The 23,511-nt window shown below is 53.4% G+C and carries 30 protein-coding genes; 13 read left to right on the top strand and 17 right to left on the bottom strand.

Going from position 1 to position 23,511, the window contains the following annotated elements:
• Position 1 precedes the first annotated feature (1 nt).
• From serS to E3E33_RS07795, 3 genes are all read right to left on the bottom strand, one after another.
• On the bottom strand, positions 2–1,363 hold the full coding sequence (gene serS, locus E3E33_RS07785; protein WP_167711990.1) for a serine--tRNA ligase: 1,362 nt from the start codon (positions 1,361–1,363) through the stop codon (positions 2–4).
• Positions 1,364–1,441: 78 nt separating this feature from the next.
• On the bottom strand, positions 1,442–2,644 hold the full coding sequence (glp, locus tag E3E33_RS07790) for a gephyrin-like molybdotransferase Glp (protein ID WP_167711989.1): 1,203 nt from the start codon (positions 2,642–2,644) through the stop codon (positions 1,442–1,444).
• 63 nt (positions 2,645–2,707) lie between these two features.
• A complete protein-coding gene (locus E3E33_RS07795) occupies positions 2,708–2,872 on the bottom strand; it encodes a hypothetical protein (protein ID WP_167711970.1) in 165 nt (54 codons plus the stop codon).
• A gap of 118 nt (positions 2,873–2,990) precedes the next feature.
• On the opposite strand from E3E33_RS07795, the gene E3E33_RS07800 reads away from it, so the two are divergent.
• The 3 genes from E3E33_RS07800 to E3E33_RS07810 all read left to right on the top strand — a co-directional run bounded on the left by E3E33_RS07800 (position 2,991) and on the right by E3E33_RS07810 (position 6,660).
• Positions 2,991–3,752 carry a hypothetical protein gene (locus E3E33_RS07800; protein ID WP_167711988.1) on the top strand — a complete coding sequence of 254 codons (762 nt, stop codon included), beginning with the start codon at positions 2,991–2,993 and terminating at the stop codon, positions 3,750–3,752.
• A complete protein-coding gene (locus tag E3E33_RS07805; protein ID WP_167711987.1) occupies positions 3,749–6,265 on the top strand; it encodes a CDC48 family AAA ATPase in 2,517 nt (838 codons plus the stop codon). The genes E3E33_RS07800 and E3E33_RS07805 overlap by 4 nt, the downstream gene beginning before the upstream one ends.
• Before the next feature lie 77 nt (positions 6,266–6,342).
• Positions 6,343–6,660, top strand: a complete 318-nt coding sequence (locus E3E33_RS07810; protein WP_167711986.1) for a PRC-barrel domain-containing protein — start codon at positions 6,343–6,345, stop codon at positions 6,658–6,660.
• Between the two features lie 12 nt (positions 6,661–6,672).
• Here E3E33_RS07810 and E3E33_RS07815 read toward each other — a convergent pair whose 3' ends face one another.
• Positions 6,673–7,380 (bottom strand): metallophosphoesterase, encoded by a 708-nt coding sequence (locus tag E3E33_RS07815; protein ID WP_167711985.1) that lies wholly within the window; start codon positions 7,378–7,380, stop codon positions 6,673–6,675.
• A gap of 103 nt (positions 7,381–7,483) precedes the next feature.
• Positions 7,484–8,869: an acetate--CoA ligase alpha subunit gene (gene acs, locus E3E33_RS07820; RefSeq protein WP_167711993.1), complete on the bottom strand. Its 1,386-nt coding sequence runs from the start codon at positions 8,867–8,869 to the stop codon at positions 7,484–7,486.
• A 214-nt stretch (positions 8,870–9,083) separates the two neighbouring features.
• On the opposite strand from acs, the gene E3E33_RS07825 reads away from it, so the two are divergent.
• Positions 9,084–9,509, top strand: coding sequence for a phosphate-starvation-inducible PsiE family protein (locus E3E33_RS07825; protein WP_012572058.1), 426 nt, complete (start codon positions 9,084–9,086; stop codon positions 9,507–9,509).
• A complete protein-coding gene (fen, locus tag E3E33_RS07830; protein ID WP_167711984.1) occupies positions 9,509–10,534 on the top strand; it encodes a flap endonuclease-1 in 1,026 nt (341 codons plus the stop codon). The genes E3E33_RS07825 and fen overlap by 1 nt, the downstream gene beginning before the upstream one ends.
• Before the next feature lie 12 nt (positions 10,535–10,546).
• On the opposite strand, the gene E3E33_RS07835 is transcribed toward fen, so the two are convergent.
• The 5 genes from E3E33_RS07835 to E3E33_RS07855 form a co-directional block, all read right to left on the bottom strand.
• Positions 10,547–11,446 carry a transcription initiation factor IIB gene (locus tag E3E33_RS07835; protein WP_167711983.1) on the bottom strand — a complete coding sequence of 300 codons (900 nt, stop codon included), beginning with the start codon at positions 11,444–11,446 and terminating at the stop codon, positions 10,547–10,549.
• 38 nt (positions 11,447–11,484) lie between these two features.
• On the bottom strand, positions 11,485–11,766 hold the full coding sequence (locus tag E3E33_RS07840) for a hypothetical protein (protein WP_012572061.1): 282 nt from the start codon (positions 11,764–11,766) through the stop codon (positions 11,485–11,487).
• A gap of 17 nt (positions 11,767–11,783) precedes the next feature.
• A complete protein-coding gene (locus tag E3E33_RS07845; RefSeq protein WP_012572062.1) occupies positions 11,784–12,122 on the bottom strand; it encodes a DNA-binding protein in 339 nt (112 codons plus the stop codon).
• A 77-nt stretch (positions 12,123–12,199) separates the two neighbouring features.
• The gene (locus tag E3E33_RS07850; protein ID WP_012572063.1) at positions 12,200–12,652 is read right to left on the bottom strand and encodes a 30S ribosomal protein S19e; all 453 of its coding nucleotides are present in this window, start codon (positions 12,650–12,652) and stop codon (positions 12,200–12,202) included.
• 3 nt (positions 12,653–12,655) lie between these two features.
• A complete protein-coding gene (locus E3E33_RS07855) occupies positions 12,656–13,072 on the bottom strand; it encodes a YhbY family RNA-binding protein (RefSeq protein ID WP_012572064.1) in 417 nt (138 codons plus the stop codon).
• Between the two features lie 186 nt (positions 13,073–13,258).
• Between E3E33_RS07855 and E3E33_RS07860 the strand changes: the two genes are divergently transcribed.
• On the top strand, positions 13,259–13,858 hold the full coding sequence (locus E3E33_RS07860) for an asparagine synthase-related protein (protein ID WP_167711982.1): 600 nt from the start codon (positions 13,259–13,261) through the stop codon (positions 13,856–13,858).
• A gap of 8 nt (positions 13,859–13,866) precedes the next feature.
• On the opposite strand, the gene rpl18a is transcribed toward E3E33_RS07860, so the two are convergent.
• The 5 genes from rpl18a to E3E33_RS07885 all read right to left on the bottom strand — a co-directional run bounded on the left by rpl18a (position 13,867) and on the right by E3E33_RS07885 (position 17,086).
• Positions 13,867–14,100, bottom strand: a complete 234-nt coding sequence (rpl18a, locus tag E3E33_RS07865) for a 50S ribosomal protein L18Ae (protein WP_012572066.1) — start codon at positions 14,098–14,100, stop codon at positions 13,867–13,869.
• Between the two features lie 13 nt (positions 14,101–14,113).
• Positions 14,114–14,800, bottom strand: coding sequence for a translation initiation factor IF-6 (locus E3E33_RS07870; RefSeq protein ID WP_012572067.1), 687 nt, complete (start codon positions 14,798–14,800; stop codon positions 14,114–14,116).
• 34 nt (positions 14,801–14,834) lie between these two features.
• Positions 14,835–15,110 (bottom strand): 50S ribosomal protein L31e, encoded by a 276-nt coding sequence (locus tag E3E33_RS07875; protein WP_012572068.1) that lies wholly within the window; start codon positions 15,108–15,110, stop codon positions 14,835–14,837.
• A gap of 10 nt (positions 15,111–15,120) precedes the next feature.
• Positions 15,121–15,276, bottom strand: a complete 156-nt coding sequence (locus E3E33_RS07880; RefSeq protein WP_012572069.1) for a 50S ribosomal protein L39e — start codon at positions 15,274–15,276, stop codon at positions 15,121–15,123.
• A gap of 121 nt (positions 15,277–15,397) precedes the next feature.
• Entirely contained in the window at positions 15,398–17,086 is a 1,689-nt protein-coding gene (locus E3E33_RS07885; RefSeq protein WP_167711992.1) for a methylmalonyl-CoA mutase, read from the bottom strand.
• Positions 17,087–17,231: 145 nt separating this feature from the next.
• Here E3E33_RS07885 and E3E33_RS07890 point away from each other — a divergent pair, with 145 nt between their 5' ends.
• From E3E33_RS07890 to E3E33_RS07915, 6 genes are all read left to right on the top strand, one after another.
• Positions 17,232–18,089, top strand: a complete 858-nt coding sequence (locus E3E33_RS07890) for an MBL fold metallo-hydrolase (RefSeq protein WP_167711981.1) — start codon at positions 17,232–17,234, stop codon at positions 18,087–18,089.
• 40 nt (positions 18,090–18,129) lie between these two features.
• Positions 18,130–18,615, top strand: a complete 486-nt coding sequence (locus E3E33_RS07895; protein WP_167711980.1) for a mechanosensitive ion channel family protein — start codon at positions 18,130–18,132, stop codon at positions 18,613–18,615.
• Between the two features lie 99 nt (positions 18,616–18,714).
• A complete protein-coding gene (locus E3E33_RS07900; protein ID WP_012572073.1) occupies positions 18,715–19,206 on the top strand; it encodes an Hsp20/alpha crystallin family protein in 492 nt (163 codons plus the stop codon).
• Between the two features lie 93 nt (positions 19,207–19,299).
• Positions 19,300–21,693 (top strand): CDC48 family AAA ATPase, encoded by a 2,394-nt coding sequence (locus E3E33_RS07905; RefSeq protein WP_167711979.1) that lies wholly within the window; start codon positions 19,300–19,302, stop codon positions 21,691–21,693.
• Between the two features lie 90 nt (positions 21,694–21,783).
• Entirely contained in the window at positions 21,784–22,287 is a 504-nt protein-coding gene (locus tag E3E33_RS07910; RefSeq protein ID WP_167711978.1) for a transposase, read from the top strand.
• Positions 22,280–22,441 carry a hypothetical protein gene (locus tag E3E33_RS07915; RefSeq protein ID WP_240912056.1) on the top strand — a complete coding sequence of 54 codons (162 nt, stop codon included), beginning with the start codon at positions 22,280–22,282 and terminating at the stop codon, positions 22,439–22,441. The genes E3E33_RS07910 and E3E33_RS07915 overlap by 8 nt, the downstream gene beginning before the upstream one ends.
• Before the next feature lie 59 nt (positions 22,442–22,500).
• On the opposite strand, the gene E3E33_RS07920 is transcribed toward E3E33_RS07915, so the two are convergent.
• Together E3E33_RS07920 and E3E33_RS07925 are read right to left on the bottom strand one after the other, a co-directional pair.
• Positions 22,501–22,650, bottom strand: a complete 150-nt coding sequence (locus E3E33_RS07920) for a hypothetical protein (protein WP_012572077.1) — start codon at positions 22,648–22,650, stop codon at positions 22,501–22,503.
• 193 nt (positions 22,651–22,843) lie between these two features.
• A complete protein-coding gene (locus E3E33_RS07925) occupies positions 22,844–22,993 on the bottom strand; it encodes a hypothetical protein (RefSeq protein WP_167711977.1) in 150 nt (49 codons plus the stop codon).
• Between the two features lie 64 nt (positions 22,994–23,057).
• Between E3E33_RS07925 and E3E33_RS07930 the strand changes: the two genes are divergently transcribed.
• Positions 23,058–23,504 (top strand): M67 family metallopeptidase, encoded by a 447-nt coding sequence (locus tag E3E33_RS07930; RefSeq protein ID WP_167711976.1) that lies wholly within the window; start codon positions 23,058–23,060, stop codon positions 23,502–23,504.
• The last annotated feature ends 7 nt before the right edge of the window (positions 23,505–23,511 follow it).

Here is a 23,511-nt window from a genome sequence, read left to right on the forward strand (position 1 = left end):
CCTAGCAGCACTTCTCCTTCATATGCGCCGGGAGAATCTCCTTGAATCCGGTGTACTTCCAGAGGACCTTTGGAAGCTTGACGACGCCCTCCTCAGTCTGGTGGTTTTCGAGGATAGCAACGATAGCCCTCGAGGTTGCTATCGCCGTTGAGTTGAGCGTGTGGACGAACTTGGGCTTCTCGTGAGTCTTGTCGCGGTAGCGGATGTTGAGCCTTCTCGCCTGCCACTCCGTACAGTTGCTCGCCGAAACGACCTCCCTGAACTTGCCCTGTCCAGCCATCCATGCCTCTATGTCGTACTTTTTGGCCGCAACGTAGCCGAGGTCTCCGGTACAGATGTTGACGACGCGGTAGGGGATTTCAAGCTCCTGGAAGATCTCCTCGGCGTTCTGTATTAATTTTTCGTGCCACTCCCAGCTCTCCTCTGGTCTCGAATAGACGAACTGCTCGACCTTGTGGAACTGGTGGACTCTAAAGATACCTTTGGTGTCCTTTCCAGCGGTTCCAGCTTCCTTCCTGAAACAGGGGCTAATACCAACGTAGAGGAGCGGGAGGTCCTTTCCTTCAAGTATCTCGTTGGCGTGCATCCCAGCGAGCGGGTGCTCGGCCGTTGGAATAAGGTAGAGATCCTCCCCCTCGACCTTGTAGATAACGTCTTCAAAGTCACCAAAGCTGGTGACACCCTCCTCAACGTAGCGGCGCACCATGTAGGGCGGTATGACGGGAATAAAACCCTTCTCGATGAGTTTATCCAGGGCAAACCTTATGAGGGCGAGATCGAGGATGACCAGTTCGTTGAGGAGGTAGTAAAACCTTGAACCGCTAACCTTTGCGGCCCTCTCGATGTCAGCTCCGCGAAGAATCTCGAGCATGTCGACGTGGAGCCTTGGCCTCCAGTCAATAACCTCATAGTCCATCTTCCCAAGGCTCTGCTCCTTAAACGTCTCAAGGAACCCCTCCCAGACCTTCGCTTTGCCCCAGAACCTTATCGGCACATTCTCGCTGTCATCTTTGCCGATCGGAACGCTCTCGTGGGTGATGTTCGGCAGGCGCCAGAGATAGTAGTCGATCTTTGCCCTCAGCTCCTCAACTTCCTTCTCAAGGGTCTCAATCTGCTTCACAATCTCGTTGCTCTTTGCAAGGAGATCGTCTATCGGCTCACCAGCCTTCTTGCGCTTTCCTATCTGCACAGCGAGCTGGTTGCGCTCCTTCCTGAGCTGGTTGATCTTCCGTAGGTTCTCGCGCCACTTTTTGTCGAGTTCGAGGATTTCGTCGATCCATTTTATCTTCTCAATTTCCCCGCGCTTTATGAGATCGCCCTTAACTAGATCAGGGTTTTCACGGATGAGCTTTATGTCCAGCATTGCATTTCACCTGGGAGATGAACGGTGCTGGAGTTTAAAAATAATTTGATAATCGCCTTGACATTTCGGCAAAAAGAGTCAACCGAAGAAGGTTACTTCAACCTCCTCTCCCGCCTCGAGTATCTCCACGTTCTCCGGCACCTCTATGAAGCCATCAGCATCGATGAAGCTCGTAACAGCTCCGCTGCCCTTGAGTATCGGAACCGCTTTTTCGCCCTCGATTCTGACGGGAAGGAACTGCCTCCTGCCCTTGACCGAAAAGACCTTGTGGGCAAGCCTCTTCTTGACCTTCCTGACCTCATTCTCCCTGCCAAGGAGCTTCCTGAGGAGCGGGGCGACGAGAAGGGTGAAGTTCGTTAAACAGCTCGTGGGATAGCCAGGAAGGCCAAAGATGGGCTTTCCGTTAATGAGGCCTATTATTGTCGGTTTGCCGGGCTGTATGGCTATGCCGTGGATTTTCACCTCGCCGAGCTCCTCGATTATCGAGCTGGTGAGATCCCTTATTCCCCCGCTCGCACCACCGCTCAGGAGAACAATATCACAGCACTCGACACCCCTTAGTATCAGTTCCCTCAGGCTTTCACGGTCATCCCTTGCTATTCCCAGGAAGATGGCCTCGCCGCCAAGCTCCCTTACAGCGTCAGCGATGGCCCTTCCGTTGATGTCGTATATCTGACCGTATTTAAGCTCCGTTCCTGGAAGAATGACCTCGTTGCCGGTGCTTATCACAGCAACCTTTGGCTTTCTGAAGACTCTGACCTTCGAGAAGCCGACCGCCGAAAGTAGTGCCGTCTCCTTGAAGCCTAGCCTCGTACCTTTCTCAAGGAGAGACCTACCCTTCGGAATGTCCGCTCCACGCTTCATGACACCCAAGCTTGGATAGGCCGGCTTGTAGATAACCACCTCATCGCCTTCCCTGTCCACATCCTCGAACTGTATCACTGCATCTGCGCCCTTCGGCAACGGTGCGCCTGTGGATATGTAGACGCTCTCACCGGGCTTGAGTTCTATCGTTGGCGTGTCACCAGCGTTTATCTCGCCAATAACCTTCAGCCTCACCGGTTCGCTCTCGCTCGCCATGAACGTGTCCTCAGCCCTAACGGCGTAGCCATCGACGGTTGCCCTGTCAAATGGTGGGACATCTATTGGAGAGACTACGTCCTCAGCGAGAACCCTGCCGAGAGCTTTTTCAAGGGAAACTTCCTCGATCTCCGGCTTCAGCGGAAATGAGTCTATAACCTTGAGAGCTTCTTCGAGCGGAACCACCTTCAGGAACGCCATTCTATCACCGAGAAAAGATAAGATCAGGCGTATAAATGAGTTGCGTAAAAGGAAACGTTTAACTCACCATTCATCTTCCTCGTCCCACTCTTCATCTCCCCATTCTTCCCAGTCCTCTTCCTCCCACTCGTCCTCCTCGAGCTCCCACTCCTCTTCCTCGAGGAACTCCTCTTCCTCAAACTCCTCGACCTTCTTCTTTTTCTTTGGAGGCTGCATCCCAATCCCCATCCCTACTTGCCGATAATGGCTTATAAACTTTTTTCTGCGGATTTGGAGCCTTTCGTGGCCAAAATTGTGGATTGGAACGGTTAGAAAGGTTTTTAATTGGGAAGATTTACTAATAACTATGAGGGTAGCCATCGTAACGAGCGATGCCCGTGTTTACTATCTGGCAACAAAGGTGCTGAAGGAATACAGGATAGCCTTCCACAGCATCCGCGTGGGGGATAAGATCCCGTTCGATGTGGAGGTTGTCCTGACGAGTGAGAGGGATTATGGTAAAATAGACTTTCCTGTCAAGATAATTGTGAGGAACGAAAGCTTCATAGACGAGCTCCTCGCGAAGCTTGAGGGAAGGGAGAGGTTTAAGAGAGTTTACATTGCCATAGACCCGGGCGAGAGACCCGGCCTGAGCGTCATTGCTGATAACCGCGTGATAGAGGTTCACCACCTCAAGAACCCGCGCGACGTGGAGATAATCCTTGAACTGCTTGAGAAATACCCGTCCGCTAAAATCAAAATTGGACACGGGGCGAAGCGGCAGAGGATACTCATGCTCAAAGCTCTCGCTGACCTGCTCGGCTACGATTATCCCGTCATCGTCGTGAACGAGTCGCGGACTACTCCAAAGGTTGGGGGCATAGACGTCTCGCAGGTGCAGGACATAGTCGCTGCCATAAACATCGGCCTGCGCGAGGGCAGGGAAGTGCCGATAGGAGAACTCATTGAAGTAAAGGAGCCAACCAAGAGGGAGATAGAAGACATAAAGAGGAGGAGCCGTGAGCTGAGCGGGAACATCACGATCTCCTCGAAGCTCGCCCGCGAGGTCGCCATTGGTAATCTGACATTGGAAGAGGCTATAGAAAAACAGAGGAGGAGGTCAAGATGATTTTCGGTAAGGATGAGGAGAGGTATGAAAAGATAAAGCTTCGCGTTGCCGAGGCGCTCAAGAGGGACGTGGGAAGGGGGATAGTGAGGTTCGACAGAAAGTACCAGCGCCAGCTTGGGGTTGAGCCAGGCGACATAGTTGAGCTGATAGGAGAGCGCTCGACTGCTGCAATAGTGGCGAATCCCCACCCGGACGACAGGAACCTCGACATCATAAGGATGGATGGCTACATAAGGAGAAACGCAGGGGTTAGCATAGGTGACTACGTCACGGTCGCAAGGGCGGAGGTAAAGGAGGCAAAAAAGGTCGTCCTCGCACCAGCGCAAAAAGGTGTGTTCATCCAGATACCTGGAGACATGGTCAAGCAGAACCTCCTCGGAAGGCCCGTCGTTAAGGGAGACCTTATAGTTGCAAGCGGTAGGAGTGAGGCCAGCTACTATGGCGGCTCGCCTTTCGACGAGCTCCTAAGGGGCCTTTTCGAGGCCATGCCCCTCGGCTTCGGTGAGCTCAAGTTCGTTGTCGTCAGCACGAATCCGAAGGGCATAGTCCAGATAACCTACAACACCGAGGTCGAGGTTCTCCCGCAGGCGGTCGAAGTGCGCGAGGAGACGATTCCAGAGGTCACATACGAGGACATCGGCGGTCTGAGCGACGCGATTCAGAAGATACGTGAGATGGTGGAGCTTCCGCTCAAGCATCCCGAACTCTTCGAGCGCCTTGGAATTGAGCCGCCAAAGGGTGTTCTACTCTACGGTCCGCCGGGTACTGGAAAAACGCTCCTTGCTAAGGCCGTCGCCAATGAGGCAAACGCCCATTTCATAGCTATCAACGGGCCGGAGATAATGAGTAAGTTCTACGGTGAGAGTGAAGAGCGCTTGAGGGAGATATTCAAGGATGCCGAGGAAAACGCGCCATCAATCATATTCATAGACGAGATAGATGCAATAGCCCCCAAGCGTGAAGAAGTCGTCGGGGAGGTTGAGAAGCGTGTCGTCAGCCAGCTGCTGACTTTGATGGATGGCCTCAAAAGCAGGGGCAAGGTCATAGTTATAGCGGCCACCAACAGGCCTGATGCTCTCGATCCCGCCCTCAGAAGACCGGGACGCTTTGACAGGGAGATAGAGGTCGGTGTGCCCGACAAGAAGGGCAGGAAAGAAATACTCCAGATACACACCAGAGGAATGCCCCTCGAGCCGGACTACGACAAAGTTACTGTCCTCAAGGTTCTAAGGGAGCTCCTGAGGAAGGAGACCTTCGACGAGGAGCGGCTAAAGAGACTCATCAAGAGGGTTGAGGAGGCAAAGAGCGAGGAAGAAATCAAGGAGGTGCTGAAGAGCGAGAGCGAAATCTATCCAGAGGTCAGGACGAGGCTCATAGACAGAATGCTTGAGGAAATAGCTGAGAAGACGCACGGCTTCGTCGGTGCCGACTTAGCTGCCCTCGCAAGGGAAGCCGCGATGGTCGTCCTCAGGAGGCTCATCAACGAGGGCAAGATAAGCCCTGAGCAGGAGAGGATCCCTCCTGAAGTTCTCCAGGAGCTCCGCGTTAAGAAGGCGGACTTCTACGAGGCTCTGAAGATGGTCGATCCCTCGGCACTGAGGGAAGTCCTCATCGAGATGCCAAACGTCCACTGGGAGGACATTGGAGGTCTTGATGAGGTCAAGCAGGAGCTCAGGGAGGCTGTCGAGTGGCCGCTTAAGTACCCAAAGGCCTTCCAGAGACTTGGTATAGACCCGCCGAGGGGAGTTCTCCTCTACGGTCCGCCGGGAACCGGTAAGACACTATTAGCCAAGGCAGTGGCCACGGAGAGCGAAGCCAACTTCATAGGCATACGCGGGCCAGAGGTTCTCTCCAAGTGGGTTGGCGAGAGCGAGAAGCGCATAAGGGAGATATTCCGCAAGGCCAGGCAGGCAGCCCCGACGGTGATATTCATCGACGAGATAGACGCCATAGCACCGGCAAGGGGCAGTGATATGAACCGCGTCACTGACAGGCTCATCAACCAGCTCCTGACTGAGATGGACGGAATAGAAAAGAACAGCGGTGTGGTTGTCATTGCTGCGACCAACAGGCCAGACATCATAGACCCTGCCCTACTCAGGCCAGGAAGGTTCGACAGGCTGATACTCGTACCAGCGCCAGACGAAAAGGCCAGACTGGAAATACTCAAAGTGCACACGAGACGCGTTCCACTTGCTAAGGATGTCAACCTCCGGGAACTCGCGAAGAAGACGGAAGGCTACAGCGGTGCCGACCTGGAGGCCCTCGTGAGGGAAGCGGCACTGATAGCGATGCGCAGGGCTATATCAAAGCTCCCGACGGAGCTCATCGAGGAAGAGAGTGAGGAGTTCCTCGAGCAGCTGAGAGTTTCAAAGAAGGACTTTGAGGAGGCCCTCAAGAAGGTCAGGCCGAGCATAACGCCATACATGATAGAGTACTACAAGAACTTCGAAGAGAACAGAAAGTCCAAAGCCGAGAAGACTAGCAGGGGGCCGGACTACTACACCTTCTAATTTTCTTTACCATTTTGGAAAAAGTTTTATACGTTGGTGCCCAAGATCTTACACGATTAAACCGAGAGGTGGCGAAAATGGTCAAGATAATGGCTTCCAAGCTTAGGGATGTCGAGCTGATAACCGACACCGGAATAAGGCTCGGCTGGGTTTACGACCTCAGCTTCGATGAGGAAACCGGCGATATTCTCGTTATCGTGGCCGAGCCCGATGAGGATCTCGACACGAGCGAATTCGTTACCGATCACGAGGGTCTTCTGCTTATCCCGATAAGCGCCGTTAAGAGCATTGGAGAGGTTATCATTATAGACTCGGGCAAGCTCGCCGTCAAGTCCAAGCTCAGGAGGATAGGCCCCATAAAGAAGACCGAGCCCCAGGAAGAACCCGGGGAGTGATTCCTCTTCCTTTTAATATCCATCGTAGAGCCTTTCCGCCAGAAACCTAGGAAGACCGGCCTTCAGTATCTTTCTCGCCGCTTCCTGAACGTCGTATTCAACGCGGTGGAATTCAACGTTTTCTGGAGGCTCTTTTTCTGTGTCTATTAGCGCGTAGCTTGCCCGCCAGTCACCGTCGCGCGGCTGCCCAACACCACCAGAGTTTATTACTCTCCGCCCTTCGATGACCTTCAGCATCGGCACGTGGGTGTGGCCGACGAGCAGGTCATCTTGCTTAACGTAGCTCAGAACGGCCCTAAACTCGCTATCGGGGAGCCAAGGGAATAGGTACTCATCCAGCGGTGCCCTCGGCGAGCCGTGAATTAGGAGGTAGCTTCTACCGACCTCGTCGGTGAAAATCTGCCTTACAGGCAATTTTCTTAGAAACTCAAGGTTCTCAACGGTCATAACGTGCTGGTGCCACCTGACGGCCTGTCTCGCGTAGGGGTTGAAGCCCCACTCGGCGCCGAAAGCGATAGCATTATCATGGTTTCCACGGACGCAGAGGAGCTTCCTCTTTTCCATCTCCCGCCTGATGAAGTCAACAACTTCGTTGGGGGAAGCGCCATAACCGACAAGATCTCCCATGCAGAGGATTACGTCGGCGTCTTTGATGTAATCCCACACAGCCTGAAGGGCCTCCCAGTTGGAGTGGATGTCTGAGATTAGGGCGATGAGCATGGACATCCCTCAAGAAAGTTGGGCGTGGAGGTATTAAAGCATGTCTCAAAACAGGAGCGCAATTGCAGCGAGGGAAGAATTAAGAAAAGGATGCTGAAGGAGTTCACTCTCCTTGCCTCTTCTTCCAGCGGCTCCAGCGGTAGAGGGCAGCAAGAGCCTTTATCGCCCTCTCCGGCTCCGGATAGGCTGGAATGCCCTCCTCGTTGAGCATGTCGATGGCTTCCTTGGCCTCTATGCCACCGACGATGGCAACGACGAGTGGCTTCTTCCTGCCGCTCTCGTTGTACTCGCGGATGACTATCTTGGCGAGATCCCTCGGGTCAAGCACGGCCGTCTGGCAGTAGAGCACAGCGATGCTGTGCATGTTCGGGTTCGCCAGGGCGTCCCTTATGGCGCCCTCGTAGGCCTCCGCGCCGGCCATACCTGTGAGGTCAACCGGGTTCTTGTAGCTTCCGAAGGGCGGCATGTGGTTGGCGAAGACTTTCAGGTCTTCCAGGTTATCGTAGAGGTGCAGACCCTCTTCCTCAGCGGCGTCGGTGGCCATAACTCCAATTCCACCGCCGTTGGTGAGTATGACGAGGTTCTCGCCCTCTGGCTCTGGCAGGTTGCTCAGCGTTCTCGCCCAGTCAAAGGCCTCGCCGATGGTTAAGGCCCTCAGAACGCCGCTCTGCTTGAAGGCGGCCTCGTATATCTTGTCAGCACCGGCGAGCGAACCAGTGTGGGAAGCTGCGGCCTTGGCTCCACGCTCACTCCTTCCGGCCTTGATAATGATAATCGGCTTCTCCATGCTGACTTCCTTGGCAACCTCCATAAAGCGCCTTCCGTCCTTGACACCCTCCATGTAGATAAGGATGGCCTTGGTGTTGTCGTCGGTCTTGAAGAACTCAAGCAGGTCGGCGTCGTCGATGTCGCTCTTGTTTCCAACACTGACGACGGCTGAAAGGCCGACCTTCTCGAGGATGGTCCAGCCCATGAGGGCAATTCCAAGGGCACCGCTCTGGCTGATGAGGGCAAGGTTACCCGGCATGACATCGGTTGGGCCGAAAGTGGCGTTCATCTTGGCTGGAGTGTAGACAACGCCGAAGATGTTCGGGCCAAGGATTCTCATGCCGTACTTGTTGGCGGTCTCCACGAGCTGTCTCTCAATCTTCTTGCCCTCCTCGCCAAGCTCACCGAAGCCAGAGCTTATGATGGGGAGAACTTTAACACCCTTCTTGCCACACTCCTCGACGACCTGCGGGACGAACTTGGCCGGGACAACTACAACAGCCATATCGACGTCATCGGGAACATCAAGGATGCTCTTGTATGACTTGAACTTCCTGCCGTTGATCTCAATCTCGACACCCTTGACATTAACAGGGTAGATCTTGCCCTCATAGCCGTATTCGACGAGGTTTTTCATAACTGCGTAGCCTATCTTACCTGGCTTCTCTGAAGCTCCGATGACGGCGATGCTTTTTGGCCTAAAAAGTGCCTCTAAACTCATCTTCATCACCCCTGATGATATTTACAATTTCACGTCTGTAAAATGAGTTATAACTTTTCTCTTCTCGTTTTGACGATAACTGAATCGTCATCCGTCAAAGAAACCCTAGGTTTCCAACCTTTTTAGAATAAAGCATTTAAAATCTGCCACATAGACTTCTGAGTGATGATGATCCTTCCCCTCACCTGAACGGTGATGAGCCTACGGTAGGCTGATGAAGATGACGAAGATTGAGAACGAAAAAACAGCCCAATATACACAGGTACACAGGCTGTTTAGGAAAACCCTTGAGATAAGCTTTGACTTTGTGGTAATGGCATTTCTGTTTTTCATACTATATCTTACAGTGTACTCCATCTACCTGAACTTCAAGCTAACATACGGTGTAACTGAACCAAAGCTCCTTATAGCCAATGTCCTCGTTACAATCATCCTGATAGAAACGTACCGCATACTCATAATATATTTAAGGCAACACCGTGTGAGCCTGACCCACATCCTCGAAGTTGGCATAGTGGCGCTCATCCAGAAGCTCATAGTGGCTTCAGATTTTGAAAACATGGACGCGTTTAAATTGCTGTCAATAGCGATTCTGCTTTTTGTGTTAGGATACCTCTACCTCAAGGTGGGTGAGGACTGATGGGGGTACAGATTGGAGAGCTCATCCCGAGGAAGGAAATTGAACTGGAGAACCTTTACGGGAGGAGGGTTGCAATAGATGCCTTCAACGCCATCTACCAGTTCCTCTCTACTATCCGCCAGAGGGACGGAACCCCTCTGATGGATTCCCAGGGGAGGATAACCTCCCATCTAAGCGGACTCTTCTACCGCACAATAAACCTCATGGAAACAGGCATAAAGCCAGCCTATATCTTCGACGGCAAACCGCCGGACTTCAAGAAGAGAGAGCTCGAAAAGAGGCGCGAGGCGAGGGAGGAAGCTGAGGAAAAGTGGTACGAGGCCCTGGAGAGAGGCGACCTTGAGGAGGCCAAGAAGTACGCGATGCGCGCAACCCGCGTCAACGAGGGGCTCATAAACGACGCCAAAACGCTCCTCGAGCTGATGGGCATCCCCGTTATTCAGGCTCCAAGCGAGGGCGAGGCTCAAGCTGCATACATGGCTGCGAAGAAGAAGGTCTACGCCTCCGCGAGCCAGGACTACGATTCCCTGCTCTTCGGCGCGCCCAAGCTCGTGAGGAACCTCACGATAACGGGAAGGAGAAAGCTCCCGGGGAAGAACGTTTACGTCGAAGTCAAGCCCGAGCTGATAGTTCTGAAGGAGGTTCTCAAAGAGCTCAGCATCGACAGGGAGAAGCTCATTGAGATGGCGATTTTGGTCGGTACAGACTACAACCCAGGCGGAATTAAGGGAATCGGCCCGAAGAAGGCTCTAACGATAGTCAAGCGCACCAAAGACCCGCTCAAAAAGTATCAGAAGGAGAGTGAGGTTGACCTCTACGCGATAAAGGAGTTCTTCCTCAACCCGCCGGTCACAGATGACTACGAACTCAAATGGCGTGAGCCCGATGAAGAGGGCATTATAAAGTTCCTCTGTGATGAGCACGACTTCAGCGAGGAGAGAGTGAAGAATGGCCTTGAAAGGCTGAAGAAAGCCGTAAAGGCAGGAAAGCAGTCGACGCTCGAGAGCTGGTTTGGGCGGAGGTAGTCTCTCTTTCCTTCAAACCGGAATCTTGAGGTTCAGCTTCTCCACCAGCTCTTTGTATCTGTTCCTTACCGTTACCTCTGTGACGCGCGCAACCTCTGCAACCTCACGCTGCGTCCTCTTCTCGTCCTCAAGCAGGCCCGCTATATACAGGGCCGCCGCAACAAGGCCGGCCGGACTCTTCCCGCTCGTGAGGCCCTTATCGTAGGCCTCCTCGAGAATCGCAATGGCCCTTCTCCGGACCTTCTCGCTCAGGCCGAGCTCGTCGGCAAACTTGTTGACGTAGTCCGTTGGCTTTACGAAGAGCTTCTTTGGCGTAAGGTTGAGGTTCCTCGCGATGAAGCGGAAGCTCCTGCCTATCTCCTTCTTGTCGACGCGCGATATGTCCGCTATCTCGTCGAGCGTCCTCGGAACCTTGAGGAGCCTGCACGCAGCGTAAACACATGCCGCTATGACGCTCTCAATGGAGCGGCCCCTTATGAGACCCTTCCTGACGGCCTCACGGTAGAGACGAGCAGCCTCTTCTTCAACGTGTCTCGGAAGCTTGAGCTGGCTCGCTATCCTGTCAAGCTCGCTCAGGGCGAATGCCAAGTTACGCTCGGCGGCATCGCTAACCCTCAGACGGGACTGCCACTTCCTCAGACGGTACATCTTCTCGCGCATCAATCCAGAAAGGTTCCTGTCGATGCCTATATCAGTTGAGAGACCCTTATCGTGAAGGAGAATGCTCTCGGGGGCACCAACGCGGGCCCTCTTCTCTCTTTGAGAAGCGTCAAAAGCGCGCCATTCTGGACCCATATCTATGACGTTCTCCTCTATAACATAACCGCAAACCTTACAGACTACCTCTCCCCTACCCGGGTCGTAGATGAACTCCGTTGAGCCACATACCGGGCAGACCCTACGCTTGCTCACTCCAACACCCCCAACCGGCCGGCTATTTTATAAAGCCCTTATAAACCTTCGCCCTTTTTCTTCGCCACATACCTAAGAATCCAGGCGAGGTCTTCACGTTTAAATGTGATCCTCTCAAGAACCCTAACTTCCCAGTCCTCCTCAACTATGTTGGCGTAAATCCAGAGGAAGACGGGATCATCGTCGGTTCCGACGTGAAGGTTCTTGTACAGAATATCGACCGTTCCATCTTTGTTCTTCTTAACGGAGACAGCCTTCCAGGTCTCGAGACTAACCTCTCCCTTTTCGTCGAGTATTTTAACTATCTCCTTGGCGTCCATGGAGTCACCTTCCGGACTCACCACTTAATCCTGAAGTCCCGTCTAGTCCTCGCGTCGATTTGGGCAAGAATCTTCTTCAGCTTAGCATCGTCTATCGGCTCGCGTATCTGTCCAGCCTGATACAGCTGAACGAGGACGAGCTCCACTTGGCGGGCCAGCTCGGGCCTGACAAGCTTAACGCGCCCGAGTCTCTCCCTCGCCTCAGGGGTAAGTATGTGCCTCATTATGGCATTGAGCTGGGCCTCAAGCTCCATCTCCTGCCTTATGGCTTCTTCCTGGGCCTTCTGCTGCTCGAGGTATCTCTTCTGCAGCTCGAGGAGCTTCTTCTTTCTGATCTCCTCTATGTCCTCGGCCATTTTTCCTCACCTCCAGTTCAAACTGTACAGCAAGGTTAAAAAGGTTCTCGATTGGAAGGAAAGTAGAAGAGGCGAGCTCAGTACTTCTTGAGCTCCGGAATCTGCTCCTCAAGCTCCTTCTTGAGCTCGGTGGCAATCTTGTCGAGGAAGCTCTGTCCCTGCGGGGTGACGATTCTTCCTTCGCCGGGGACCTTCTGGACAAAGCCGGCAGCCTCAAGCTGCTGGAGGGCCTTCCTGATAATGCTTCCACCGGCCTTGTAGAAGTGCTCCGGGGCGTGGCCGCGGTTCTTCCTTCCACCGTACCAGGTCCTGAGCCTCTCAATTCCGACCGGCCCGTCAATGTAGATCTTCCTGAAGATGCTGGCAACCCTGTAGTACCACCAGTCCTCCTGCTCCGGAAGGCGCTCCTTGTGCCTGCCAGTCTTGACGAACGGGGCCCACTCGGGCGGCTTTATGGCCTCTATCTCCTTGAGCTTCTGGGCAACCCTCTCGACGAGCAAATCACCGGGAACGTCATAAACCGTAGCCATCCTTCAATCCCTCCCCTTCTTGAATTTCCTCCTGAATTGAGCGATGTCGAGCTTGACTTTCTTAACGGGCTTCTCTTCCCGCCTTTCCTTCGAAAGCTCCTTTCTCTGGAGCTTCCTTAAATACTTTTCCCACCCCTCTCTCGGCTTGAACAATATAAACCTTTTGCCCCTGACTTCGATGAGTTCGCTGTCGGTGAGCTCGGCCACCTTCTCTGCCAGCTCCCTTCTTTCCATGCCCGTGCTGATGAGAGCACCCTTCCTGATCTCTACCTTGAGTATGCCGTCCTTCTCGAGCTGGGTGTTAATCTCACTTATAACGCTCTCATCGAGCCCTCTCTTGCCTATCCAGGCTCTTGGCTCGATGTCGTAATATTTAGCGCGAATGGCTCGCCTCACTTTTCCGGGTAAGCGTTTCTCCATCTCTCTCACCTCTAAGGCCTCTCGCCGTAGGCTGAAGGCTTTATAAAAGTTTGGCTTTTAAAGGTTGCCTAGCAAACTTCGCCTTCGCAAAGTTGCTCGGTAGAGATTCATCAAAGTTTGTACGTCCCTAATTAAACCCCAAGACCTTTAAATCTCCCCTCATAGTGGGAAGCATGAGGTGAAACAATGAAAGTCTACCACCTCTACTCCGGCGGGAAGGATTCTAGCTTAGCTGCATGGATTCTAACGAGACTCGGCTACGAGGTGAGACTTGTAACGGTGAGTTTCGGCCTGCTCGACAACTGGAGATACGCAAGGGAAGCCGCCCAAACCCTCGGCTTCGAGCATGAGGTTCTTTATCTGCCGAGGGGAGTGCTTGAGAAAGCGGCGGAGATGGCAATTAAGGATGATCATCCCAACAATGCCATCCAATTCATCCACGAAAAAGCTCTGGAAGCTATAGCCTCCATGCCTGAAGTCGAGAGAGTGAGCGACGGTACAAGGAGAGACGATAGAGTTCCGTTCCTCGACCTCCCAAAGGCCCGCTCGCTGGAGGACAGGTTTGGCGTCGCATACATAAGACCGCTCCTCGGTCTCGGCTACAAGACGATAAGAGAGCTTACGGAGGGGCTGTTTGTCGTTGAAATCAGGGAGAGCGAAGAACTTCAGAAGGCGGACTACGAGGTGGAGCTGAGACATATGCTCCGCGAGAAGGGGATCGACCCCCTGGAGATATTTCCAAAAAGGCACTACCAGTCAAGGGTTCTCGGCTGGAGGGAGAAGTAGAAAAGAAATCAGAGCTCGAGGCTGAGCTTCCTGACGATGGGGTCTTCAGCCTCTTCCGGCTTTATCTCTTCGATGCTCTCGATCCATATCTTGGTTCTCGGAACCCTGTGCTTGCTACCTATCTCAGAGTAAACGAGCTCCTTGACGTGCTCCTGCTTGAGAGCCCTGTATTCCTTGGTGAACGGCTGCTTCTTTCCGAGCCTCTCAAAGACGCCCTTAACGCGGAAGACCTTAACCTCCATTCCTCACACCTCCTCAGTCAAGGAATCCTAACGCCTCTTCAATCTTCACAATCTCGGGTCCAGTGGTGAGGTGTCCGACAACGACACCGTGAGAGTTCGCCAGCATGCACGAGCCGACGAAGGGAACGCCCATATTGGCGGTTCCGACGTATATATCAACCTTGAAAAGGTCGCGGAGCCACTCAAGCTCCTCATCGGTGGCCTCTGGGTGAACGAGGCCGCCCCTGTTGGTGACAACACCCACACTGCCAACCGCGTGATAGTCGCCTATCATTCCCCTCTCGACCTCAACGCCGAGTATGTCCTCGAGCTTCTTTGCCTCCTCGCGGGTGAACTTGACGCTTATGAGTGCTGCTTTATCGTTGGCAAGGATCAGGTTGCCGAAGGCTGTAAGCGTGCTCTGGAAGGGCTCTATCCTCATATCGATGTCGAGTTCATTGAGTTCGTTCTGGATGTGCTCGAGCTCGGCGTCCCAGATGTACCAGGGTACGACTATCGCGTTGGAATTGCCGGCGGCGAATACGCCAACTATCCTGGATTTCATTATGCTCGTCTCGATGAGCGGAACCTTGAGAACCTCGCGGAGAACCTCGAGCTTCTTCTCTCCGAGGCCCTCTCTGATAAGGGCTACCCTATCCGTAGCGGTACCGTAAACACCGAGGTACGGCGAATTCTCAAAATCGAGCTTTTCGATGTGCATCTCGTCACCTCGTGGGAATTAAAAGGAAAGGAATTCAGTCAGCAAGGTTGACGTAAGCAACCCTCTTGCCGTCCTGCTCCTCGACCTTGACCTTAACGCGGAGCTTGTTGGGCGGCTTCTCAGTTCCCCTCTCCCAGAGCTTCTCGTTGACGGCCGGGTCGATGATGACCTCCTCGGCCTTGGCGTGCCTCGCTATCCACTCGCGGACGAAGCGAGCGGCTCTAGGGGCCCTCTTCCAGCGTGGAACCCTCTTCTTAACCTTCCTAATCGGAACGGTGAATATAACCTCGTCTCCCGGCTTAATCGGCATCTATATCACCTCACTCCTTAAGCTTGGTCCTTCTCCACATCCTTCTCTTCGGGTGTGTCATGACCTTCCTGTTGGTCTTAACGATGACCCAGACCGGAACACGCCTGTTCTGCTTCGCAGCCTTGGCAAGTCTGAGCTTCTTTGCAAGCGGCTTGTTTCTCGCCATTCACAATCCCTCCCGAGGTTATCGTGATGTCTAACGTTGCTTGACCTATCCTTTTTTAAGCTTTTTCGTGGGGTTTTAAGGTTTTCTAAAGGGAAGGATGAGAAAAAGGAAAGACGAAAATTCAGAATATCAGCGGCGCTCTGTACTCGCCCCAGACCTCACGGAGGACGTCAGTGACCTCTCCAAGCGTCGCGAGGTGCCTGTGGGCCTCGATGATGTAGGGCATGAGGTTCTCGTCCTCCTTCTCGGCGGCGTTCCTGAGCTTATCGAGGGCCTCCTCTACCTTCTTGTTATCCCTCTCACTCCTGAGCTTCTTGAGCCTCTCGATTTGCTTCTCCCTGATGCTCGGGTCGACCTTGAGTATCTCGACATCAAGCGGCTCGTCGACGATGAACTCGTTGACGCCGACGATGATGCGCTTTTTCTCCTCGACCTCCTTCTGGAACTTGTAGGCGCTCTCTGCTATCTCCTTCTGGATGTAGCCCCTCTCGATGGCCCTCATCATGCCGCCCATCTTCTGAATCTTCTCGATGTACTTGAGGGCCTCCTCGTAGATGTGGTCAGTGAGCCATTCGATGTAGTAGGCTCCGCCGAGCGGGTCTATCGTATCAACAACGCCGCTCTCGTAGGCGATAATCTGCTGGGTTCTGAGGGCTATCCTAACGCTCTTCTCCGTCGGAAGGCTCAGAGCCTCATCGTAGGAGTTGGTGTGCAGGGACTGAGTTCCACCAAGAACCGCTGCCAGGGCTTGAATCGCAACCCTAACAATGTTGTTCTCGGGCTGCTGGGCGGTTAAGGTTGAACCTGCCGTCTGGGTATGGAAGCGCAGGAGCATCGACTTCGGGTTCTTGGCGTTGAACCACTCCTTCATTATGTAGGCCCAGAGCCTTCTGGCAGCTCTGAATTTGGCTATCTCCTCGAGGAAGTTGTTGTGGGCGTTGAAGAAGAAGCTCAGCCTTCCGGCGAACTTATCAACGTCCATTCCACGCTCAATGACGGCCTTAACATACTCAATACCGTCGGCGAGGGTGAAGGCGACCTCCTGGACGGCGTTCGCTCCAGCCTCCCTTATGTGGTAGCCGCTTATCGAAATCGGGTTCCACTTCGGCACGTGCTCAGCGCAGTACATGATGATATCGGTGGTGAGCCTCATGCTCGGCTGCGGCGGGAAGATATAGGTACCACGAGCGATATACTCCTTGAGGATGTCGTTCTGAACGGTTCCGCGGAGCTGTTCAGGCTTAACGCCCTGCTCCTCGGCAACGAGGATGTACATGGCGAGAAGGTTGGCAGCGGTCGAGTTGATGGTCATCGAGGTTGAGACCTTATCGAGCGGGATTCCATCGAAGAGTATGCGCATATCCCAGAGAGAATCGATGGCAACACCGACCTTTCCGACCTCACCCTCGCTCATCGGGTGGTCGGAGTCATATCCTATCTGAGTGGGCAGATCAAAGGCGACGCTCAAACCCGTCTGTCCCTGGCTGAGGAGATACTTGTAGCGCTTGTTGCTCTCCTCCGCCGTTCCAAAACCTGCGTACTGCCTCATCGTCCAGAAACGGCCGCGGTACATGGTTCCGTAAACGCCCCTCGTGAACGGATACTGCCCAGGGAAGCCAAGCTTCTCAAGGTAGTCCCAGTCCTCTCCGAGATCGGCGGGGGTGTAAACGCGCTTTATCTCAAAGCCATCATCCGTCATGAACTTTTCCTTTCTTTCCGGCCTCTTCGCTATGAGAGGCTTGACAACTTTCTCCGCCCATTCCTCCTCAGCCTGCTTAATGGCTTTGAGTTTCTCCTTATCGAAAGTCATGCCTATCACCTGCCCATATTTGGGCGAGCGACTATAAAAAGCTTTTACATAACGAAAGGTCAAACTTGATGTTGGATATATTGTCCAGCCATGCGCTGAGAATGCACCGTAAAAGATTTCTGAACCGTCACCGCAGTTCAGTATAATGCTGATACGCAACCTCGGTCTTGACAGCTCCGCCAAGATAGCATTCCAGAGCCACGCCCATGCCGACCATTTTGTTAGCGGCGAGGTTATCTTCGCCACCAAAGCGACAAAGTTCCTCAGCCACCTCAGGAAGGGCGGCTTCTACCGCGAGACCGAGTTTAGAGAGACCTTCTACCTCGGCGAGTACAAAGCCAGGCTCTATCCAGCGGGTCATATGCTCGGCTCCGCCGGGATAAAGCTCTGGCTGGACACGGGAACGGTTTTCTATACCGGCGACACCAAGTGGTTCAAGCTGAGAACTGCCGAAAAGAGCCACTTTCCGAGAGCCGATGTTCTCATAATCGAAGCTACCTTCGGGATCCCCTCGTTCACGTTCCCATCCCCGCGAGAGGCCGAGAAAAAGCTGGTGGCCTTCGTGGAGGAGGCCTTAGACAGGGGGAAGAGGCCGACCCTCTACGTCAACCAGATGGGAAAAGCCCAGGAAGTCATGAAGATACTCGACGTTCATGGCTATACTGTGAAAGTCTCTAGGGAGATGCTGAAGGTTGCTCGGATTTACGCGAAGTTCGGGATCGAGTTTCGCAACATCGAAAGAGATGGCGATATTGTGCTTCGCTCCTATCGCTCGCCGAGGGTTGAGAACTCTCTTTCACCGTGGGAGCTTACTGTTTCGGGCTTTGGGAGGCTGAAGCTGAGCAATCATGCGGATTTCTGGGAGCTGATGAAAATAGTAGAGAGAGTAAAGCCCGAGAGAATTTTCACAGTTTATGGTTTCGCCGGAGAGTTCGCCCGTATACTGAGGGGTCTGGGTTACGAGGCGGAGGCCCTCGAGCCCAACTCTGTTCTGGAGCTCTAACCTTAAAAGGCGCAGGGACAACCTAAAGTAGTGAAATCCCATGGAACTCGAAAAGCTGATTTATGCAATCCTCATAATCGTGATTGGCTCTCTAATCTCAAAGATCATAGGAATTGGCATAAGGAAATCCATGAACAGGTTTAACATCCACGACCTCATCCTCGACTTCCTTGAGGACTTTGTCGTCGTTGTAGGAGTCATGTTCTCGATCTTCACAGCTTTAAGTTACTTGGGCTACCAAATTGAGGGCCTGACGATAAGCGTGACGGCCTTCATCGGCATCCTCATGGCCTTTGGGTTGCATGACATGCTGAACAACATAGCCGCAGGTGCTTGGATATCGGCAGTGAGGCCCTTCGAGATAGGTGACTATGTGAACCTAAAGGGCTACAAGGGTGTCGTTAAGGAGATAAACGCCACGAACATTGTTCTAATCGGGGACGACGGAGAGACCGTCACCATCCCCACCAAGCTCGTCTGGAACGCGCCCATTGTGAGGTTCAAGGAAAAGAAAACCAAAGAGTGAAGCAGGTTTTAGTCACCGGTGCACACTAAAAGACACAAAACTTTATAAACTCCTCTTTTTTAGTTACTACTGGTAACCAAAAGATGGGGGGTGGTGCCGGTGGTCTGGAGGAGGGACCGCCCTTACTGGGACCCATTCGACATAATGAGAGAGATCCAGGAGGAGATTGACGCGATATTCAGGGACTTCATGCGCGGGCCAAGGCTCTGGGGCCACCGCGAGGGGCCAGCGTACGAAGAGTTTACAAGCGAGGTCTGGAGGGAGCCCTTCGTTGATATCTTCGACAGGGGTGACGAGTTCGTCATCACCGCTGAGCTTCCAGGAGTCAGAAAGGAGGACATCAAGGTCAGGGTCACCGAAGATGCGGTTTACATCGAGGCCCAGGTCAGGCGCGAGAAGGAGCTTGAGCGCGAGGGAGCCATAAAGATCGAGCGCTACTACAGCGGCTACAGGAGGATCATCAGGCTCCCGGAGGAAGTCATACCAGAGAAGACCAAGGCCAAGTACAACAACGGCGTCCTTGAAATCAGGATTCCGAAGAAGCACCCGACCAAGAAGGAAGGAGATGGCTTCGAGGTTAAGATTGAGTGACGCTTTCGTTTTTTTGTTAATCTTTGGCCAGAATTTGGCTAAAATCAGTCTAATCAAGATCATCGGTCATGAAAAGTTTGGAGGTGGTAAATAATGACCGAAAAGAGGGAAGTTAAGCTGAAGGTCGCGTCTGCATACCAGCGCGACGTTGGAAGAGGGATAGTTAGGATAGACAGGAAAGCCATGCGCGAGATTGGCGTCCAGCCGGGTGATATCATCGAGATCATCGGAACCAAGAACACCGCCGCGGTCGTTTGGCCAGCTTACCCAGAGGACGAGGGACTTTCCATCATCAGAATGGATGGAACCATCAGGAAGAACGCTGGAGTTGGACTTGGCGACGAGGTTACGGTCAGAAAGGCAGAGGTCAAGGAAGCCAAGAAGGCCATAGTTGCCCCGACCGAGCCGATACGCTTTGGACACGACTTCGTTGAGTGGCTCCACAGCAGGCTTGTCGGCAGGCCAGTCGTTAGGGGAGACTACATCAAGGTAGGTATACTCGGTCAGGAGCTCACCTTCGTCGTCACCGCGACTACTCCAGCCGGTATAGTCCAGATAACCGAGTTCACCGACTTCACCGTCAGCGAGAAGCCCGTCAAGGAGGTCAGCAAGATGGCAGCACTCGGCGTCACCTACGAGGACATAGGTGGCCTCAAGGACGTCATCCAGAAGGTCAGGGAGATGATAGAGCTCCCGCTCAAGCACCCGGAGATATTCGAGAAGCTCGGCATCGAGCCGCCGAAGGGTGTGCTCCTTTACGGTCCGCCTGGAACTGGAAAGACGCTCCTCGCTAAGGCCGTCGCCAACGAGGCGAACGCGCACTTCATAGCCATCAACGGACCGGAGATAATGAGCAAGTACTACGGCGAGAGCGAAGAGAGGCTCAGAGAGGTATTCAAGGAGGCAGAGGAGAACGCTCCAGCGATAATCTTCATAGACGAGATTGATGCAATTGCTCCCAAGAGGGAAGAGACCCACGGCGAAGTCGAGAAGAGAGTCGTCAGCCAGCTCCTAACCTTGATGGATGGCCTCAAGAGCCGCGGAAAGGTCATAGTCATTGCCGCCACCAACAGGCCCGATGCGATAGATCCTGCCCTCAGAAGGCCAGGAAGGTTCGACCGTGAGCTTGAGGTCGGAGTTCCCGACAAGCAGGGCAGGAAAGAGATACTCCAGATACACACCAGAGGGATGCCAATCGAGCCAGAGTTCAGGGTTAGCAAGGTCAAGAAGATACTCGAGAACCTTCGTGGCGACGAGCGCTTCAGGGATGTCATCGACAGGGCCATCGAGAAGGTGGAAAGGGCCAAGACCGAGGAGGAAGTCAAGGAGATACTCAGGGAGCTCGATGAGAGGCTCTACGATGAGGTCAAGGTCAAGCTCATCGACGACCTGCTGGAGGAGCTGGCCGAGAAGACCCACGGCTTCGTTGGAGCTGATCTGGCAGCGCTGGCAAGAGAGGCAGCGATGGCCGCTCTGAGGAGGCTTATCAAGGAGGGCAAGATAGACTTCGAGGCCGAGCACATACCGAAGGAGGTCCTAGAGGAGCTCAAGGTCACCAAGAGGGACTTCTACGAGGCCCTCAAGATGGTCGAGCCGTCAGCGCTCAGGGAGGTGCTCCTCGAAGTCCCGAACGTCCGCTGGGACGACATCGGTGGCCTTGAAGATGTTAAGCAGGAGCTCAAAGAGGCCGTCGAGTGGCCGCTCAAGTACCCGGAGGCCTTCCTCGGACTGGGCATAACCCCACCGAAGGGAATACTCCTCTACGGTCCGCCGGGAACCGGTAAGACGCTATTAGCCAAGGCAGTGGCCACGGAGAGCGAAGCCAACTTCATCGCCATCAGAGGTCCAGAGGTGCTCAGCAAGTGGGTCGGTGAAAGTGAGAAGAACATCCGCGAGATATTCCGCAAGGCCAGGCAGGCAGCCCCGACGGTGATATTCATCGACGAGATAGACGCCATAGCCCCACGCCGCGGCACTGACGTGAACAGGGTCACTGACAGGCTCATCAACCAGCTGCTCACCGAGATGGACGGCATAGCCGAGAACAGCGGTGTGGTTGTCATTGCTGCAACCAACAGGCCAGACATCATAGATCCAGCCCTACTCAGGCCAGGAAGGTTCGACAGGCTGATACTCGTACCAGCGCCAGACGAAAAGGCCAGACTAGAGATATTCAAGGTGCACACCAGAAACGTACCACTCGCTGAGGACATCAGCCTCGAAGAGCTCGCCAGGAGAACGGAGGGTTACACCGGAGCTGACATAGCGGCAGTGGTCAGGGAGGCTGCCATGCTCGCCATGAGGAAGGCCCTCCAGGAGGGAGTCATCAAGCCTGGAATGAAGGCCGACGAGATAAAGCAGAAGGTCAAGGTTACAATGGCCGACTTCGAGGAGGCACTGGAGAAGATAGGCCCGAGCGTGAGCAAGGAGACCATGGAGTACTACAAGAAAATCCAGGAGCAGTTCAAGCACTCACGCGGTGCGTGAGCCAGTGAACAATAGTTCACACGGGGCAAGGGGCCGATGCCCCAGCCTCTAACCTTTTAACCTTTTGAAACCATCTTTTCTGGGGATGCTATGGAAGTAATAAGAAAGCTCCAGGGAGCCTATGGGCTAACTCTGGTTCTCATGATGTACCTCTACCCCCTCACTATAGTGGGCCTGCTCCTTCTTAGGGGAGCGCTCGACAAGCTCGGCAGAAAAGAGCTAGGCCGCGCAGTTAGGCTTTCGATAGTCGCCTTCCTCCTCTCGGTGCCGCTCTACGTGGCAAAGATATTCCTCGGCATATCTGGCTGGGCGAAAGTGCTTGGGATAACCCCGATTGAAACGAGCCCGCTCGTTTACAACGGCGTTCACGTGGTCTTCCTGTTCCTGCAGGCGCTCTCGCTCTATTACCTCCACAAGACCCTCGACGTGCTTGCCAAGATGACCGAACAGATGATACTGAGAACAGCTGGACTAATTTTGATACTCGCAATTCCGATGCACTTCGTCAGCATCAAAGTCTACTTTGCCGCGACTCTAACTGGACTGGTGCTCATTCTGTTCGGGTTAGAAAATTCTAAGGAAGTAGTTGCATGATATACCGCGTGCTGTTGAGCATACCCAAAAGCTGGTCTCCAAATACAGGAATGAGGTGAGGAGGACCATAGGTTACGGCATAGCGAGGGGCGAGCATTACGAAGGCGACGTCGCCCTTATAGCGCGCCCGCCCGAAGAGGCGGCCAAAAGGTAGCTAACAAGCCTAAAGAGCTGCCAATCAACGTTAATGTGATAGAAATCGGAGGGGAGAGACTAAGCTATCATCTCGACTTCGAAGTCTACGGCCTTAAACTCTCCCATCTTCTCCCTTGCAATCTTCTCGGCCTTTTCGATGCTGTTAACTGCAACGACGAGCTCCTCTGGAAGAGTGTTTTCGCGATAGTAGACTATTCTTGCCAGCATGAAGTCACCCCCAATATATCACCGTGAGTGATAGAAAATTTCGACCTTTTTAAAAACATTACTGCACAATTGAGCACGTCAATGAATGGAAAACCACAGCCGAAAGTGAGCATTGATGCCCATTACTTACAAGAGACCCAAATGTGGGCATCATCGTGGAGGAAGAGTAAGAGGAAAGAAAACCACGCAGAATTCACTCAAGCTTCTCGAGCTCAAAAACCCTCGCGTCCTTCCGCTTCATTTCCCTGACCGCGACCCTTCTGGCCTCGTCAGCTGTTTCGGCGTGGAAGATTATAGTTTCACCATGGTTTTCCCCGCCGTGCAGAGTGAGGGCCCATTTCATTTTACCACCGCAAAATCCTGTCACTGGTCCAAAATTTATAAGCTTAACGGGCATATTCTCGAACATGAAGTTGACGATTCGACAAGAGGATTTAAACCGGATTATCAAGGCGGCGAAGAAATCAGGGATCGAGATATGTGGTTTCCTTTTTGGCAGAAAAAACTGTGAAAGCGCTATCGTCAAGGATATTCGCTTCATAACTAACCGCATCGGCTCCCCAACGGCGTTTGAGATGGAACCCCTTGAGATGGTGCAAGCTATAGACGAGGCAGAAAAAAGGGGACTTGAAGTCGTTGGCATCTTCCACTCCCACTTGAAGTGCCCACCGAGGCCGAGTGGGCATGATCTGCCGGGTATGAGGCTCTGGCCAGTGGTGTGGCTGATAGTTGATGATAATGGAAACTACAGAGCTTTTGTGCTTGAAGGAGAGAAAGTTCGGGAAGTTCCTGTTGAAATCGTGAGTAGCATTACGGACCAATGGCAAAGAGGGTCAAAAAAGGGAGAATGTTGAGGGAAAA

This window comes from Thermococcus sp. GR5, from assembly GCF_012027535.1.
GTDB classification, from domain to species: domain Archaea; phylum Methanobacteriota_B; class Thermococci; order Thermococcales; family Thermococcaceae; genus Thermococcus; species Thermococcus onnurineus.